Origin of the sequence: Methylobacterium sp. WL7 (assembly GCF_008040085.1) — a bacterium.
Taxonomy (GTDB): Bacteria; Pseudomonadota; Alphaproteobacteria; order Rhizobiales; family Beijerinckiaceae; genus Methylobacterium; species Methylobacterium mesophilicum.
In genome coordinates this window covers 1-13,681 of sequence record NZ_VRVG01000029.1, presented here as the reverse complement: position 1 = coordinate 13,681, position 13,681 = coordinate 1, and the positions used below count along the sequence as shown (strand labels likewise).

Annotated in this window: 15 protein-coding genes; 7 read left to right on the top strand and 8 right to left on the bottom strand. The window is 71.9% G+C overall.

What is annotated here, in order from left to right; all coding sequences use genetic code 11:
• Window positions 1–34: 34 nt before the first annotated feature.
• Both FV233_RS10390 and FV233_RS10385 read left to right on the top strand, forming a co-directional pair.
• On the top strand, window positions 35–595 hold the full coding sequence (locus FV233_RS10390; RefSeq protein WP_147855045.1) for a cupin domain-containing protein: 561 nt from the start codon (window positions 35–37) through the stop codon (window positions 593–595).
• A 139-nt stretch (window positions 596–734) separates the two neighbouring features.
• The gene (locus FV233_RS10385) at window positions 735–932 is read left to right on the top strand and encodes a hypothetical protein (RefSeq protein WP_147897423.1); all 198 of its coding nucleotides are present in this window, start codon (window positions 735–737) and stop codon (window positions 930–932) included.
• Between the two features lie 6 nt (window positions 933–938).
• Here the strand turns inward: FV233_RS10385 and FV233_RS10380 are convergent, their stop codons facing one another.
• The 3 genes from FV233_RS10380 to FV233_RS10370 form a co-directional block, all read right to left on the bottom strand.
• The gene (locus tag FV233_RS10380; RefSeq protein ID WP_147897422.1) at window positions 939–1,808 is read right to left on the bottom strand and encodes an amidohydrolase family protein; all 870 of its coding nucleotides are present in this window, start codon (window positions 1,806–1,808) and stop codon (window positions 939–941) included.
• Window positions 1,809–1,810: 2 nt separating this feature from the next.
• Entirely contained in the window at window positions 1,811–3,115 is a 1,305-nt protein-coding gene (locus FV233_RS10375; RefSeq protein WP_147897421.1) for an MFS transporter, read from the bottom strand.
• Between the two features lie 129 nt (window positions 3,116–3,244).
• Window positions 3,245–3,766, bottom strand: a complete 522-nt coding sequence (locus FV233_RS10370; RefSeq protein ID WP_147897420.1) for a hypothetical protein — start codon at window positions 3,764–3,766, stop codon at window positions 3,245–3,247.
• 264 nt (window positions 3,767–4,030) lie between these two features.
• On the opposite strand from FV233_RS10370, the gene FV233_RS10365 reads away from it, so the two are divergent.
• Complete coding sequence (locus FV233_RS10365) at window positions 4,031–4,744, top strand: phosphodiester glycosidase family protein (RefSeq protein ID WP_246689955.1); 714 nt, start codon at window positions 4,031–4,033, stop codon at window positions 4,742–4,744.
• 186 nt (window positions 4,745–4,930) lie between these two features.
• On the opposite strand, the gene FV233_RS10360 is transcribed toward FV233_RS10365, so the two are convergent.
• Window positions 4,931–6,049, bottom strand: coding sequence for an NADH:flavin oxidoreductase/NADH oxidase (locus FV233_RS10360; RefSeq protein WP_147897418.1), 1,119 nt, complete (start codon window positions 6,047–6,049; stop codon window positions 4,931–4,933).
• Window positions 6,050–6,253: 204 nt separating this feature from the next.
• Between FV233_RS10360 and FV233_RS10355 the strand changes: the two genes are divergently transcribed.
• Window positions 6,254–6,745, top strand: a complete 492-nt coding sequence (locus FV233_RS10355; protein WP_147897417.1) for a hypothetical protein — start codon at window positions 6,254–6,256, stop codon at window positions 6,743–6,745.
• Between the two features lie 20 nt (window positions 6,746–6,765).
• Here the strand turns inward: FV233_RS10355 and FV233_RS10350 are convergent, their stop codons facing one another.
• The 4 genes from FV233_RS10350 to FV233_RS10335 all read right to left on the bottom strand — a co-directional run bounded on the left by FV233_RS10350 (window position 6,766) and on the right by FV233_RS10335 (window position 11,301).
• Window positions 6,766–8,082, bottom strand: a complete 1,317-nt coding sequence (locus FV233_RS10350) for a PHB depolymerase family esterase (protein WP_238259628.1) — start codon at window positions 8,080–8,082, stop codon at window positions 6,766–6,768.
• Between the two features lie 70 nt (window positions 8,083–8,152).
• Complete coding sequence (locus FV233_RS10345; RefSeq protein ID WP_147857444.1) at window positions 8,153–8,572, bottom strand: CopG family transcriptional regulator; 420 nt, start codon at window positions 8,570–8,572, stop codon at window positions 8,153–8,155.
• A 232-nt stretch (window positions 8,573–8,804) separates the two neighbouring features.
• Complete coding sequence (locus tag FV233_RS10340; protein WP_147897416.1) at window positions 8,805–10,730, bottom strand: propionyl-CoA synthetase; 1,926 nt, start codon at window positions 10,728–10,730, stop codon at window positions 8,805–8,807.
• 388 nt (window positions 10,731–11,118) lie between these two features.
• Window positions 11,119–11,301: a DUF465 domain-containing protein gene (locus FV233_RS10335; RefSeq protein WP_058190671.1), complete on the bottom strand. Its 183-nt coding sequence runs from the start codon at window positions 11,299–11,301 to the stop codon at window positions 11,119–11,121.
• 131 nt (window positions 11,302–11,432) lie between these two features.
• Here FV233_RS10335 and FV233_RS10330 point away from each other — a divergent pair, with 131 nt between their 5' ends.
• From FV233_RS10330 to FV233_RS10320, 3 genes are all read left to right on the top strand, one after another.
• Window positions 11,433–11,696, top strand: coding sequence for a DUF465 domain-containing protein (locus tag FV233_RS10330; RefSeq protein ID WP_147857634.1), 264 nt, complete (start codon window positions 11,433–11,435; stop codon window positions 11,694–11,696).
• 180 nt (window positions 11,697–11,876) lie between these two features.
• The gene (purE, locus tag FV233_RS10325; RefSeq protein ID WP_147897415.1) at window positions 11,877–12,374 is read left to right on the top strand and encodes a 5-(carboxyamino)imidazole ribonucleotide mutase; all 498 of its coding nucleotides are present in this window, start codon (window positions 11,877–11,879) and stop codon (window positions 12,372–12,374) included.
• Entirely contained in the window at window positions 12,371–13,480 is a 1,110-nt protein-coding gene (locus tag FV233_RS10320) for a 5-(carboxyamino)imidazole ribonucleotide synthase (RefSeq protein ID WP_147897414.1), read from the top strand. Before purE ends, FV233_RS10320 begins: the two co-directional genes overlap by 4 nt.
• Window positions 13,481–13,681 lie beyond the last annotated feature (201 nt).

Sequence of the window (13,681 nt, the reverse complement as noted above, 5' to 3'; positions counted from 1 at the left end):
AGGATCCTCAACACCTGAAACGGGGCCGGGACGGATGAGCATCGATGTCGGCGCGCGCCTGCGCTTCGTGCGGGCCCGCCACGGTCTGTCGCAGCGGGCGCTGGCCAAGCGCGCCGGGGTGACGAACTCGGCGATCTCGCTGATCGAGGCGAACCGGGTGAACCCCTCGGTGGGCGCCCTCAAGCGCATCCTCGACGGGGTGCCGATCGGCATGGCCGAGTTCTTCGCGCTCGAGCCGGAGCCGGAGCGCAAGGCGTTCTTCGCCGCGAACGAGCTGACCGAGATCGGCCGCAGGGCGACCAAGGGGGCGATCTCGTTCCTGCAGGTCGGCGACAGCCTGTTCGGGCGCAAGCTCCAACTCCTGAAGGAGCGCTACGAGCCCGGGGCCGATACCGGCCGCGTGCCGCTCTCCCACGAGGGCGAGGAGGGCGGCATCGTGCTGTCCGGGCGCCTGGAGGTCACGGTCGGCGAGGAGCGGCGCATCCTCGGCCCCGGCGACGCCTACAGCTTCGACAGCCGCCGCCCGCACCGGTTCCGCTGCGTCGGGCCCAACCCGTGCGAGGTGGTCAGCGCCTGCACGCCGCCGAGTTTTTGAGCCCTGGAGGCTCGGGGGCTCCACCCCCGAACCCCGCCAAAGGGCTGAGCCCTTTGGAAACCCGGTCTTCACGGGTTTCCACTCAAAGGCGGCGGACTCGACTAACGCCGGATTCACGGGCTCGCCCTAGAACGGTCGCATGAGCACCCTCGCCGCCACGGCCAGCCAGATGCTGGCGACGTCCCAGAACCAGGCGATCGGCACCGCGGTGGCGCGCCAGCAGATCGCCGCCGAGAAGGCGGTGGCCGGCCTGGTGGCGGAGACCGCCCAGGGCGGCGCCGCAGCCGGGCCGCCGGCGCCTCCCGGCCAGGGCCAGCGCCTCGACCTGCGGGTCTGAGGTCCCCTACCCGAAGCCGTAGAGGCGGCGCGGGTTGTCGACGAAGAGCCGGCGGCGCCTTTCCGCGTCCGGCACCCACTCGGCCATCAGGTCGAGGAGGTCGGACAGGCGCGGCGGGCCGTCCCAGGCGGCGACGTGCGGCCAGTCCGAACCCCAGAGGCAGCGCTCGGGGGCGGCGTCGTTGAGGGCGCGGGCGAAGGGGATCGTGTCGGCATAGGGCGGGCCGGCCACCGAATCCCGGAAGGCGCCCGACAGCTTCACCCAGTGGCCGTCGCGCACGAGGCCGAGCAGGGCCTGGAAGCCCGGATGCTCCACCCCGGCCGAGGCCGGCATGTGGCCCATATGGTCGAACACCAGGGGCACCGGCAGCCGCGATAGGCGCCCGGCGATGGGCGGCAGGTCGCGGGCGTCGAGCAGGAACTGGAGGTGCCAGCCCATCTCGCGGGCGAGCGCGCCGTAGGCCTCCACCGCATCGAGGCCGATGCCGCCGCCGAACAGCACGTTGAGGCGCAGGCCCACGACCCCGGCCTCCTTCAGGGCGGCGAGTTCCCTGTCGGGGAGGCCCAGCGGGATCACCGCGATGCCGCGCAGGCGCTGCCGGTTGGCCCGGAGCGTCTCCACCATCAGGCGGTTGTCGGTGCCGTGGACGCTGACCTGGACCAGCACGCCGTTGGCCATGCCGGTGGCGTCGAGCATGGCGAGGTACCGGTCCGCCGGGGCGGCCGGGGGCGTGTAGCTGCGGTCGGCCACCAGGGGATAGGCCGGGGGCAGGCCGATCACGTGGGCATGGGTGTCGACCGCGCCCTCCGGCACCCGGTAGCGCGTCGGGCCGCCGGGATGCGGATCGGTGGCCGGGCAGTCTCGGATCTCGGCCATGATCAGGTATCCGCGTGCAGGACCCGGCCGCGGGTCTCGGGCAGCGCGAAGGCCGCCAGGAAGAAGATCCCGTAGGCGATCGCCGCGAAGATCGCGATGGCCGAGGCGAGGCCGGCGCGCTCGGCGAGGTAGCCGACCAGCGCCGGGAACAGGGCGCCGACGCCCCGGCCGAAATTGTAGCAGAACCCCTGCCCCGAGCCGCGCAGGCGCGTCGGGTAGAGTTCGGTCAGGAAAGCGCCCATCCCGGAGAAGTAGCCGGAGGCGAAGAACCCGAGCGGGAAGCCCAGCACCCAGAGCACGCCGTTCGAGAGCGGGATCTGCGTGTAGGCGATCACCACGGCGATCGCGCCCAGGGAAAAAATCAAGAACAGCGGCCGCCGGCCGAGCCGGTCCGCCACCCAGGCGCCCACGAGATAGCCGGCGAACGAGCCGATGATCAGCGCCGCGAGGTAGCCCGTGGAGGACACCACCGACAGGCCCCGCTCGGTGGTGAGGAAGCGCGGCACCCAGGTGGTGATCGCGTAATAGCCGCCCTGGCAGCCCGCCGCCGCCAGCGAGGCGAGCAGGGTGGTCTTGAGGATCGGCCCGGAGAAGATCTCCCAGATCTTCGGCCGGTCGCCGGTGGCGATGGCCCGGGCCCGGGTCTCGGCGGCGACCTGCGGCTCCTGGACGTAGCGGCGCAGGTAGAAGATCAGCAGGGCCGGCAGCGCGCCGATCGCGAACATCCAGCGCCAGGCGACCTCGGGGGGCAGCAGCGAGAAGGTCACGGCCTGGGCCAGCACCGCCATGCCCCAGCCGATCGCCCAGCCGGACTGGACCGAGCCGACCGCGCGGCCGCGATATTCGGCCCGGATGGTCTCGCCGATCAGCACGGCGCCGGCCGCCCACTCACCCCCGAAGCCGAGCCCCAGGATCGCCCGGGCGATGAGCAACTGCTCGAAGTTCTGCACGAAGGCGCAGAGCAGCGAGAACACCGAGAACCACAGGATGGTGATCTGGAGGGTGAGCACCCGGCCGATCCGGTCGGCGATGAAGCCCGCGAGCCAGCCGCCGAGCGCCGAGGCCAGCAGCGTCACCGTGGCGGCGAGGCCGGCCGTGCCGGAATCCACGTGCCACAGGGCCATGATCGTCCCGATCACCAGCGGGTAGATCATGAAGTCCATGCCGTCGAGGCACCAGCCGGCGGCGCAGGCCCAGAAGGTGTGCCGCTCCGTCGACGTCATGGAGCGGTAGAAGGCCATCAGGCTGGCATCGCGGATTTCCACCGCCTCCACGCCCGTATGTCCCGGCCCTGCTTCCGTCCGCATCACACTCTCCCGCCAGCAGGTACCAGTATCGGCGCCAATAGCCGAGCTGTGCAACCGTGGGGAGGTGCCACGCAAGGAAAAGGCCGCCCGGAGGCGGCCTTTTCCAAGACGTTCCGGTTCAGGCGTCGCTCAGTAGCAGCGCTCGACCAGAACCCGGCGGTAGCCGTAGGGGGTCCAGCGCACCCGCGGGACCGTGTAGCAGCCGCCGCCGTAGCCGTAATCGCCGGCGAAGCCGACCGGGGCGTAGCCGCCGCCGTAGCCGTAGCCCGGATAGCCGTAGCCGCCACCATAGCCGCCGTAGCCCCCATAGAGGCCGCCCGCCGCCAGGCCCAGGCCGACGCCGAGACCCAGGCCGCCGAGGCCGTAGCCGTAGCCGCCGCGATAGCCGTAGCCGCGACCGTAGAAGCCCCGGCCGTATCCGCCGCGGAAGCCCGCGCCCCGGAACCCGCCGTAGCCACCCCGGAACCCGCCGAAGCCGCCGCCGCGGAAGCCGCCGAACCCGCCGCCCCGGAACCCGCCGCCGAATCCACCACCGTGGAACCCGCCGCCGTGGAAGCCGCCTCCGCCGAAGCCGCGCGCGTCGGCGCTGGCGGGCATCACGACCAGGGCACCCGCCGCCAGCAGGGCTGAGCCGAGCACTGCACCCTTCATCCTGTATCTCCGTCGATTGTCACCGCCCTCTTGAGTTGGAAACGCTCGAGTATTGAAAACAGTTCAGCTGCCGGCCGCGGCGCGCGGCCGCTGCCGGGGGCGCAAGCCCGGCGCCATCCCGAGTCGCGAAGGTCAGGTCCCAGACACGAAAATCGCCGTTTTCCCAGGCGAAAGGCGCTGCGCCTGCCCTCGCCCCCCGCCTTCGGGCCCACGGAACCACCGATGACGACGCGCCCGGTTCACGCTCTGTTGATCGCGCTCGCGATGGCGCTCTCCGTGGCACGCGAGGCCGTGGCGGCCCCGACCGCACCGGATCTGTGCCGCGCCGTCCAGGCGCAGGGCGAGAGCTTCACGGTCTGCACCGTCGACCTGCGCCGGCAGCGGCTGCGGCTGTTCTGGCTTCAGGAGGACGGCCGGCCCTACGGCGCCCTGGGGACCCTCGCCGAGAAGCAGGGCGGCCGCCTCGGCTTCGCGATGAATGCCGGCATGTACGACAAGGAGCAGGCGCCGGTGGGCCTCTACGTCGAGGACGGGCGCGAGATGAAGCGCGTCTCGACCGCGGACGGGCCGGGCAACTTCCATCTCAAGCCCAACGGCGTGTTCTGGGTGAAGGGCGACAAGGCCGGCGTGCTCGACACCGGCCACTACCTCCGGGCGAAGATCCGGCCGGACTTCGCCACGCAATCCGGCCCGATGCTGGTGATCGACGGCCAGATCCACCCCAAGATCTCGGCGGACGGGCCGAGCCAGAAGATCCGCAACGGCGTCGGGGTGCAGGAGGATGGCCGCGTGGCTGTGTTCGCCATCTCCGAGCGCCCGGTGACCTTCGGGGCCTTCGCCCGCCTGTTCCGGGACGACCTCGGCTGCCGCAACGCGCTGTTCCTCGACGGCACGGTGTCGAGCCTCTACGCGCCGAATCTCGGCCGCTGGGACATCAGCCGGCCGCTGGGGCCGCTGGTGGGGGCGATGGCGCGGTAGGCGTAACCCACCTTGTCATTCCGGGGCCGCGAAGCGGAGCCCGGAATCCAGAGCCGCAATGCCTTCCGCATTGTCAGCGGCAGCGTTTCGACCCGTTCGTAAGGCGCGGCGGTTCTGGATTCCGGGCTCGCCTGCGGCGCCCGGAATGACACGGTGGATTGTGAAACGTTGCAGGCCTCGCAAATCTCACCGCTGGCCGAACGCCGTATCCTTGAATAGATCTTTGTATTCCCGCGGCTGCGAGCGCCAGTACTGCTTGGGGGCGTGGACCTTGGCGCCGAGCTCGGCCGCCGAGTGCCAGGGCCAGCGGGGGTCGTACAGCATGGCCCGGGCCAGCGAGATCGCGTCGGCCTTGCCCTCGGCCAGGATCGTCTCGGCCTGCTGCGCCTCGGTGATGAGGCCGACCGCGATGGTGGTCAGCCCGGTCTCGGCCTTGATCCGCTCGGCATAGGGCACCTGGTAGCCCGGCCCGAGCTTGATCGCCTGCTTGGGCGAGACGCCGCCCGTCGAGACGTGGAGCGCGGGCGAGCCGGCGCGCTTGAGCGCCTGTCCCAGGGCCACGGTCTCGTCGAGGTCCCAGCCGTCCTCGACCCAGTCGGTGGCCGAGACGCGCAGCCAGACCGGGCTGCCCGCCGGGACGACGTCGCGCACGGCGTCGTAGACTTCGAGGGGGAAGCGCATCCGGTTTTCGAGGCTGCCGCCATAGGCATCGGTGCGCTTGTTGGCGATCGGCGACAGGAACTGGTGCAGCAGGTAGCCGTGGGCGCCGTGCAGCTCCACGGCCTCGATGCCCAGGCGCACGGCGCGCTTGGCGGTGGCCACGAACTGGTCGCGGACGCGCTTCAGGTCGGCGGCGTCGAGGGCGTGGGGCGGGACCTCGACCTCGCCGTGCGGGACCGCGGAGGGCGCTTCCGTGCGCCAGCCATAGGGATGCTCGGGCGGAATCTGCTGGCCGCCGGCCCAGGGCGCCTCGCTCGATGCCTTGCGGCCGGCATGGGCGATCTGGATGCAGATCGGGATCGGGGCGTATTCGCGCACCGCCTCGAGCACCCGGCCGAGCGCCCGCTCGCAGCCGTCGTTGTAGAGGCCGAGGTCCCAGGCGGTGATCCGGGCCTCGGGCGAGACCGCGGTGGCCTCCAGGGTCAGCAGGCCGGCCCCCGACATCGCCATCTGGCCGAGATGCATCATGTGCCAGTCGGTGGCCTCGCCGTCCCGGGCCGAATACTGGCACATCGGCGCGATCAGGATGCGGTTGTCGAGCGTGAGGGCGTCGAGGGCGAGCGGTTCGAACAGGCGGGCGGTCATGGGCGGCTCCGTTACGCGCCGGACCTATGTGGCGCAGGCGTGCGGCCGAGGCCAGCATCGGCATGTGCGCCAGCCCACCCGCCCTGCAGCCTCGACACGGCTGCAGGGGAACCGACCGCACGTTCGGTAACTTCTGGCTGAATGACGGTCTGATGCCGCCGATGCGAACCGCCTGAGGGGGCGAGATCGCGCGAGGTCCACGCCATGTTGCTCCCGAACCGTTCCACCCGACTTGCCGCCCTGGCCGCGGCTCCGTTCGCCCTGGCGGCGTTCCTGGCCGTCCCCGCCGAGGCCCAACCGGCCGCGTTCGGCGGCCCGAAGATCCTGATCCACGGCAATTACTGCGGCCCCGGCAACAACGCCCCGCTGCCGCCGATCGATGCCCTCGACGCGGCCTGCGCCCGTCACGATGCCTGCACGCCCGAAGGCGGTCTGCCGTCGCAGGCCTGCAACCTGCGCCTGCAGCGCGACGCGGCGCTCGTCTCGCGCGACCCGCGCCAGCCCGAGGATCTGCGCGCGCTGGCGGGCTTCGTCGCGGCGAGCGCGACGCTGATCCCCGCCGAGGCGGGCCCGCAGCGCCTGCCCGCCTCGGTCACGACCGGCACGCTGCCGGGCGCCGACGCGCCGGCCCTGTCGCGGCCGGCCCCGTCGCCCGACATCCTGGACGCGGCGCCGGACGGGGCCGAGGCCGACTGAACCGCAGCCCGCCTTGAGGGTCAGGCTCGGCCACCCGCCTTCCGCGCGTGGCCGAGGAAGAACCGGACCATTTCGGCGCTCGCATCCGGGCCGCGGGGCTCGGTGAACGAGCCGTCCGGGCTGCCGCCCGACCAGGCATGCCCGGCCCCGTGCAGGACCCAGTATTCCAGCTGGGTCCCGCCGGTGGCGTCCGTGCGGACGGTTCGGGTGTAGGCCACGCCCCCCGGGCTCGTGCCGCGGTCGACCGTCTCGGCGAGGCCCGTGGCCGCCATGGCCTGGGCGACCACCTGATCGCCGTTGGCCGGGTGCACGGTGCGGTCGACGTCGCCGTGGAACACGATGGTCGGGACCGCCTGCCGGTTGCGTCCCGGGGCGCTCCCCTGCCCCTTCATGGCGGCGAAGGCCGAGGGGACGTCCCGGGCCGCGCCGCAGGCCAGGCCCGAATGGACGCCCACCGCCGCGAACAGGTCCGGATAGGTCGCCGCCAGGATCGCCGCCGCGGCGCCCCCGGCCGAGAGACCGGCGGCGTAGACCCGGTCCGGGTCGGCGGAAAACTCCTCCACCACCGCCCGGGCGATGCCGGCGAGCAGGGCCGGCTCGCCGCCGTCGCGGGCCTGGTCGCCGACGGCGTACCAGTTCCAGCAGCGCTGCATGTTCGCCGACTGGGGCTGCTCCGGATAGGCGACCAGGAAGGTCTGCGCCTCGGCGAGGCGGTTCATCCGCGTCCCGGCGGCGAAGTCGTCCGGGTTCTGGGTGCAGCCGTGCAGCATCAGGAGGACGGGCAGCGCCTGGCCGGTGTAGCCGCTCGGCACGAACACCTTGTAGCGGCGGCTGCCTGCGGCGGCCGTGAAGGTTCTGTCCTCGAACCGGGCGCCCTCCGGCACGGTCGCGGCGGCGGGCCGTCCGGGCTGCACGGGGGCTCCGGCGAAGCCCTCCGCGAAACCGCCGGTGGGGAGCCCGCTCCGGGCGAGGCCGTCGCGCACGGTCCGCATCACCGCAGACGCGATGTCGGCGGCGGCTGGGGCGGCGTGGTCCGGCGCGGCGGCCGGCTGTGCACCCGGCTCGGGCGCTGTCCAGGCGCCGTCGGGGCCCTGCGGCGCCTCCATGTCGATGATCGGGGCGCCCCCGGTCGGCTCGGCCGGACGCTCGCGCGCCTCGGCCCAGCGGGCGAAGGCGTCGGCCTGCCGGCGCTGGAACCGGCCCATGGCGGCCGTCATCCGGGCGGCCCGGGCCGCGCGCTTGCCCTCGGCCTCGGCCGAGCCGGGGGCTCCGAAGCCGCCGAGCTTCATCTTCGACAGGTCGAAGTTCAGGAAGTCCATCTTGGGAAAGTGCTTCATCGGGCCGTTCCTTGCGGGTGGGGTTCGGACACGGCCGGCTGCTGCGCCCGGCGGTGCGATCGGGGTGTCTTCAGGCGATCCGGTCGGCCAGGGCGGCCTTGACCGCGGGGCTGGCCTGGAACGCGCCCAGCACCTCCACGGAGGCGATCGCGGCGCGCGCCAGTTCGGGCGTGACGTCCAGCGCCACGGTGGCGAGGCCGAGGACCTGGATATGCAGGGGCACGCCGGCGTCGCGGGCGGCTTCCAGGGCGGCGCGGGAATAGTGCGAGACGCCCAGCCGCAGTTGGCGGCGGGCCACGGATTGGCGCACCGCCTCCTCCTGCCGGTCCAGCTGGTTGCGCACCGCGGTGCGGATGAAGTCGGCGCGGTTGGCGTAGAACCCGTCGCGGACCATCAGGTCGACCCGGCCGAGATCGACGAAGCCGAGGTTGATCGTGATCTTCTCGCTGTCCGGCACCTTGGGCCGGAGTTCCTGTCCGGTGTCTGCCATCGTCTCGCCCTCCCCAGACCATCCGGTTGGATGGTCTAGAGATGGTGAGCGGAGTCGGGCGCGCAAGGGGCGGTTGCAGCGCGTTTCGAAACGATCGTGGTTTCAAAAGGTCCGGGACCTTTTGCGGGTCCAGGGCAGAGCCCTGGTGTCGGGCTTCGCCCGAGATCGGGGCTGCGCGCCCCGAACCCCGCCGAAGGGCCTCGGGCCCTTCGGGAACCCATATTCCCCGCGCTCAGCCGGCGCCGATCCCCCGCCCCTTCAGGCTGGCGCCGATCTCGTCGAGGGCGGCGGCGTCGTCGATGGTCGCCGGCATCGTCCAGGGCTCGTGGTCGGCGATGCGCTTCATGGTGGCGCGCAGGATCTTGCCGGAGCGGGTTTTCGGCAGGCGGGGCACGGTGAGCGCTAGCTTGAACGCCGCCACCGGCCCGATCTCGTCGCGCACCTTGGCGACCAGCTCGCGCTCGATGTCCTCGGGGGCGCGGTCGACCCGGGCCTTGAGCACCACGAAGCCGCAGGGCACCTCGCCCTTCAGCGCGTCGCGGATGCCGATCACCGCGCATTCGGCGACATCCGGGTGGCCGGCCAGCACCGCCTCCATGCCGCCGGTGGACAGGCGATGGCCCGCGACGTTGATGATGTCGTCGGTCCGCCCGAGCACGGTGATGTAGCCGTCGGCGTCGATCACTCCGGCATCCGAGGTGTCGTAATAGCCCGGGAAGGTGGCGAGGTAGCTCGACCGCATCCGCGCGTCCGAGCCCCACAGGGTCGGCAGGCAGCCGGGCGGCAGGGGCAGGCGGATCGCGATGGTGCCCATCGTGCCGGGCGGGACCGGCTTGCCGCCCTCGTCCAGGACCTCGACCCGGTAGCCCGGCATCGGGACGCAGGTGCTGCCGTGCTTGACCGGCAGGAGGCCTAGGCCGAGCGGGTTGCCGGCGATCGGCCAGCCGGTCTCGGTCTGCCACCAATGGTCGATCACCGGGCGGCCCAGCACCCGCTCGGCCCAGGCCACCGAATCCGGGTCGGCTCGCTCCCCGGCCAGAAACAGGCTGCGGAAGGCGGACAGGTCGTAGTCGCCGACCAGCGACCCGGCCGGATCCTCCTTCTTGATGGCGCGCAGGGCCGTCGGCGCCGTGAACAGGCAGACCACGCCGTGCTCGGCGACCACCCGCCAGAACGCCCCGGCATCGGGCGTGCCCACCGGCTTGCCCTCGTACAGCACCGTGGTGCAGCCGTGCAGCAGCGGCGCGTAGACGATGTAGGAATGGCCGACCACCCAGCCGATATCGGAGGCGCAGAAATAGGTCTCGCCGGGCTGGACGCCGTAGAGGTTCGGCATCGACCAGGCGAGCGCCACGAGGTAGCCGCCGGTATCCCGGACCACGCCCTTCGGCTTGCCGGTCGTCCCGGAGGTGTAGAGGACGTAGAGCGGGTCCGTGGCGGCCACCGGCACGCAGGCGGCGTGCTTGCCCGCCGCCCGGGCGGCCGCGACGGTCTCGGCCCAGTCGTGGTCGCGCCCCGCGACCAGGCTCGCGACGCATTGGGGACGCTGCAGGATCAGGCAGGCCTCCGGCTTGTGCCGGGAGGTGGCGATCGCGAGGTCCAGCAGCGGCTTGTAGGCGACCACGCGGTTCGGCTCGAGTCCGCAGGAGGCGGCCAGCACCACCTTCGGGGCCGCATCCTCGATCCGCACCGCCAATTCGTTGGCCGCGAAGCCGCCGAACACCACCGAGTGGACGGCGCCCAGCCGGGCGCAGGCCAGCATGCCGAACAGGGCCTCGGGCACCATCGGCATGTACAGCACGACACGGTCGCCCTTGCGGACGCCGAGTTCGGCCAGCACCGCGGCGAGGGCCGCCACCGCGTCGCGCAACTCCCGGTAGCTGATGCTGCGCTTGGTCCCGGTGACGGGCGAATCGTACAGGATCGCCGCCTGCTCGGCCCGCGCCCCGTCGGCGTGGCGGTCCACCGCGTTGTGGCAGGCGTTGAGCGTCCCGTCCGGGAACCAGCGGCCGTAGGGCCCGGTATCCGGCGCGAAGATCTGCTCGGGCGCGCGCGACCAGTCGAGCGCCCCGGCCGCCTCGCGCCAGAACGCCTCCGGGTCGCGGCGCGCCGCGTCGTAGATCTCAGGATAGCGGCCCGGCAGGCTGGCGGTGGTCATGGGCGCGGCGTGTCCTCGGAGCCGCTCTCCGGCGGCATCCCGGGGAGATTAGCTGATTCTGGTTTCTTGCGCGCGCGGGCGGTCGTTTGGGGGGATGATGACGCGCTTATGGATTGAACTCCGGCTCAGCGGGAGAATCGGCTTCTCTCACCCAGCCCCCGCATCCTGAGGCGCCGAAGCGAAGCGGAGGCCTCGAAGGAGCCCTCCGGCCGGCCGCGCGATCCCTGGAGTGCTCCTTCGATGTCCCCTGGCGCGGGCGCCCCGCGACGGGGGCTGCGATCGGGTGAGCGGTAGAACAAGCGCGCAAAGAACCGCCGCACCGGGCAACCCGATGCGACGGCTCATGTCGTGTTCAAGATGTCAGGGATGGGAACGGATCAGGCGTCGCTCAGTGCAACGTATCGTTGCCGGCTTGCAGCCTTTTGATCTCGTCTTTGAGAAGAAGTTTCCGTCGCTTCAGTTCGGCAATGTGGAGGTCGTTCGCAGAAGGCCTGTGGATCGCCTCGTGAATCTCACGCTCGAGGGCTTCGTGCTTCCGGGCGAGTTGGCTCAAATGCGTCTGCAGCGACATGAGTCGAATCTCCTGTCATTGTTCCGACACATGGAGACTGGCACAGGATGCCGCACCTGTCGAAGCCTTTTCTCCGGCCAAGCCTCACGAATGCTTGCACGGCCGGCTTGTCCCGCGGCGGGGCGTAACGCATGCTCTTCGATACGGAACGGTCTTCGGTCCCGCGGGTGACGATGGCGGACGAGTCGAACGAAAACGTGCAGCCGGCGGATCTCGAAGCCGAGCTGAATCGGCTGCGCGAGGAACACCGGGGCCTCGACGGCGCCATCGAGGCGCTGGAGCGCAGCGTCGCCGGGGATCAGCTCCAGATCCAGCGCCTGAAGAAGCGCAAGCTGACCCTGCGCGACCGGATCTACCATATCGAGGATGCCCTCACCCCCGATATCATCGCTTAGAGCCCGCCGCCGAAGTGGATGCCGGCTCCGGGTAAGGGGGCGCGTTGAAGCGCGGCGCGTTCTCCCGGAAGCCGGAAACCATCTGTCGGGACGTTCCGCCGAAGCCGGTGGACGCATCGGCGCGGCGCCTTGCCGCCGGGCCGCCTCGCCTGTAAGCGGCCTCTTTTGCCGGGACATACGATGGCGTCGCCTCCGGTCGCGATCATCATGGGCAGTCAGTCCGATTGGGCGACCATGCGGCACGCCGCCGAGACGCTCGACGCGCTCGGCGTGCCGTACGACGCCCGGATCGTGTCGGCCCACCGCACGCCGGACCGGCTCGTGGCCTTCGCCAAGGGCGCGGTGGCGGATGGGTTCAAGGTCGTGATCGCGGGCGCCGGCGGGGCCGCGCACCTGCCCGGCATGGCGGCTGCGATGACCCGCCTGCCGGTCTTCGGCGTGCCGGTGGAATCGAAGGCCCTGTCCGGCCAGGACAGCCTGCTGTCGATCGTCCAGATGCCGGCCGGCATCCCCGTGGGGACGTTGGCGATCGGCCGGGCCGGGGCGGTCAACGCGGCGCTGCTGGCGGCCGCGGTGCTGGCGCTCGGCGATCCGGGCCTGGCGGAGCGGCTCGAAGCGTGGCGCGCGGCCCAGACCGCGTCGGTGGCCGAGCGGCCGGTGACGGAAACGCATTCGTGACGGACACATCCCTGAAGCCCGGCTCCACCCTCGGCATCGTCGGCGGCGGGCAGCTCGGGCGCATGATCGCGCTCGCGGCGGCCAATTACGGGCTGAAAGTGCACGTCTACGCGCCCGACCAGGACAGCCCCGCCTTCGACGTCTGCGCCCGGACGACCTGCGCGGCCTACGACGATCCGCAAGCACTCGCCGCGTTCGCGCGGAGCGTCGATGCGGTGACCTACGAGTTCGAGAACATCCCGCGCGCCACCGCCGACATCCTGGCCCGGCACGCGCCCCTGCACCCGAACGCGGAGGCGCTTTCCACCACACAGGACCGCCTGACGGAAAAAGAGTTCATCAACGGACTCGGGATCCCGACCGCGCCGTTCCAGGCGGTCGACACGCCCGACGACCTCGACCGGGCGATCGCGGCGCTCGGCCTGCCGGCGGTGCTCAAGACCCGCCGGTTCGGCTACGACGGCAAGGGCCAGCGCATCCTGCGCGAGCGCGCCGAGGGCGACCGCAACGCGCTGTTCGCCGAGTTCGGCGGCGCGCCGCTGATCCTGGAGGGCTTCGTGCCGTTCGAGCGCGAGGTCTCGGTGGTGGCCGCCCGCGGCCGCGACGGCGGCTTCGCGGCCTTCGACCTGTGCGAGAACGAGCACCGCGACCACATCCTGGCGCTGACGCGGGTGCCGGCCCCCGGCCTGACGCCCGAGACCGCCCGCGCCGCCCTCGACATCGCCAAGCGGATCGCGGACGCGCTGGACTATGTCGGCGTGCTCGCCGTCGAGATGTTCCTGGTGCGGCAGGACGGGATCGAGCGGCTGGTGGTCAACGAGATCGCGCCGCGGGTTCACAATTCCGGGCACTGGACCATCGAGGGGGCGACGACCTCGCAATTCGCGCAGCACGTCCGCGCGGTGTGCGGCTGGCCGCTCGGCGATTCGGCCCGGGTGGGCGGGTTGCCGGTGGAGATGCGCAACCTGATCGGCGCCCAGGCCGACGATTGGCCCGCACTGCTCGCCGAGCCCGGCGCCCACCTGCACCTCTACGGCAAGGGCGAGGCCCGGGCCGGCCGCAAGATGGGCCACGTCACCCGGCTGGGATCCGTTCCGGTCCCCTGATCGAGCCCGCTTCTGCGGCTTCGGGAACACACCGGGCCGGCCGCATGCGCGCCGGACGCCGCCTCCGGACGCCTGCGCGCCGTCGAGCCATACCTTCGCCACATCCCGCCGCTTCCACCACACCGTGGGCGGTCACGGAACCGCAAGCCTTTAAGCCGGCATTCACCGCGATGCGCGACGGTGCCTCGGAGACGAGGGGCG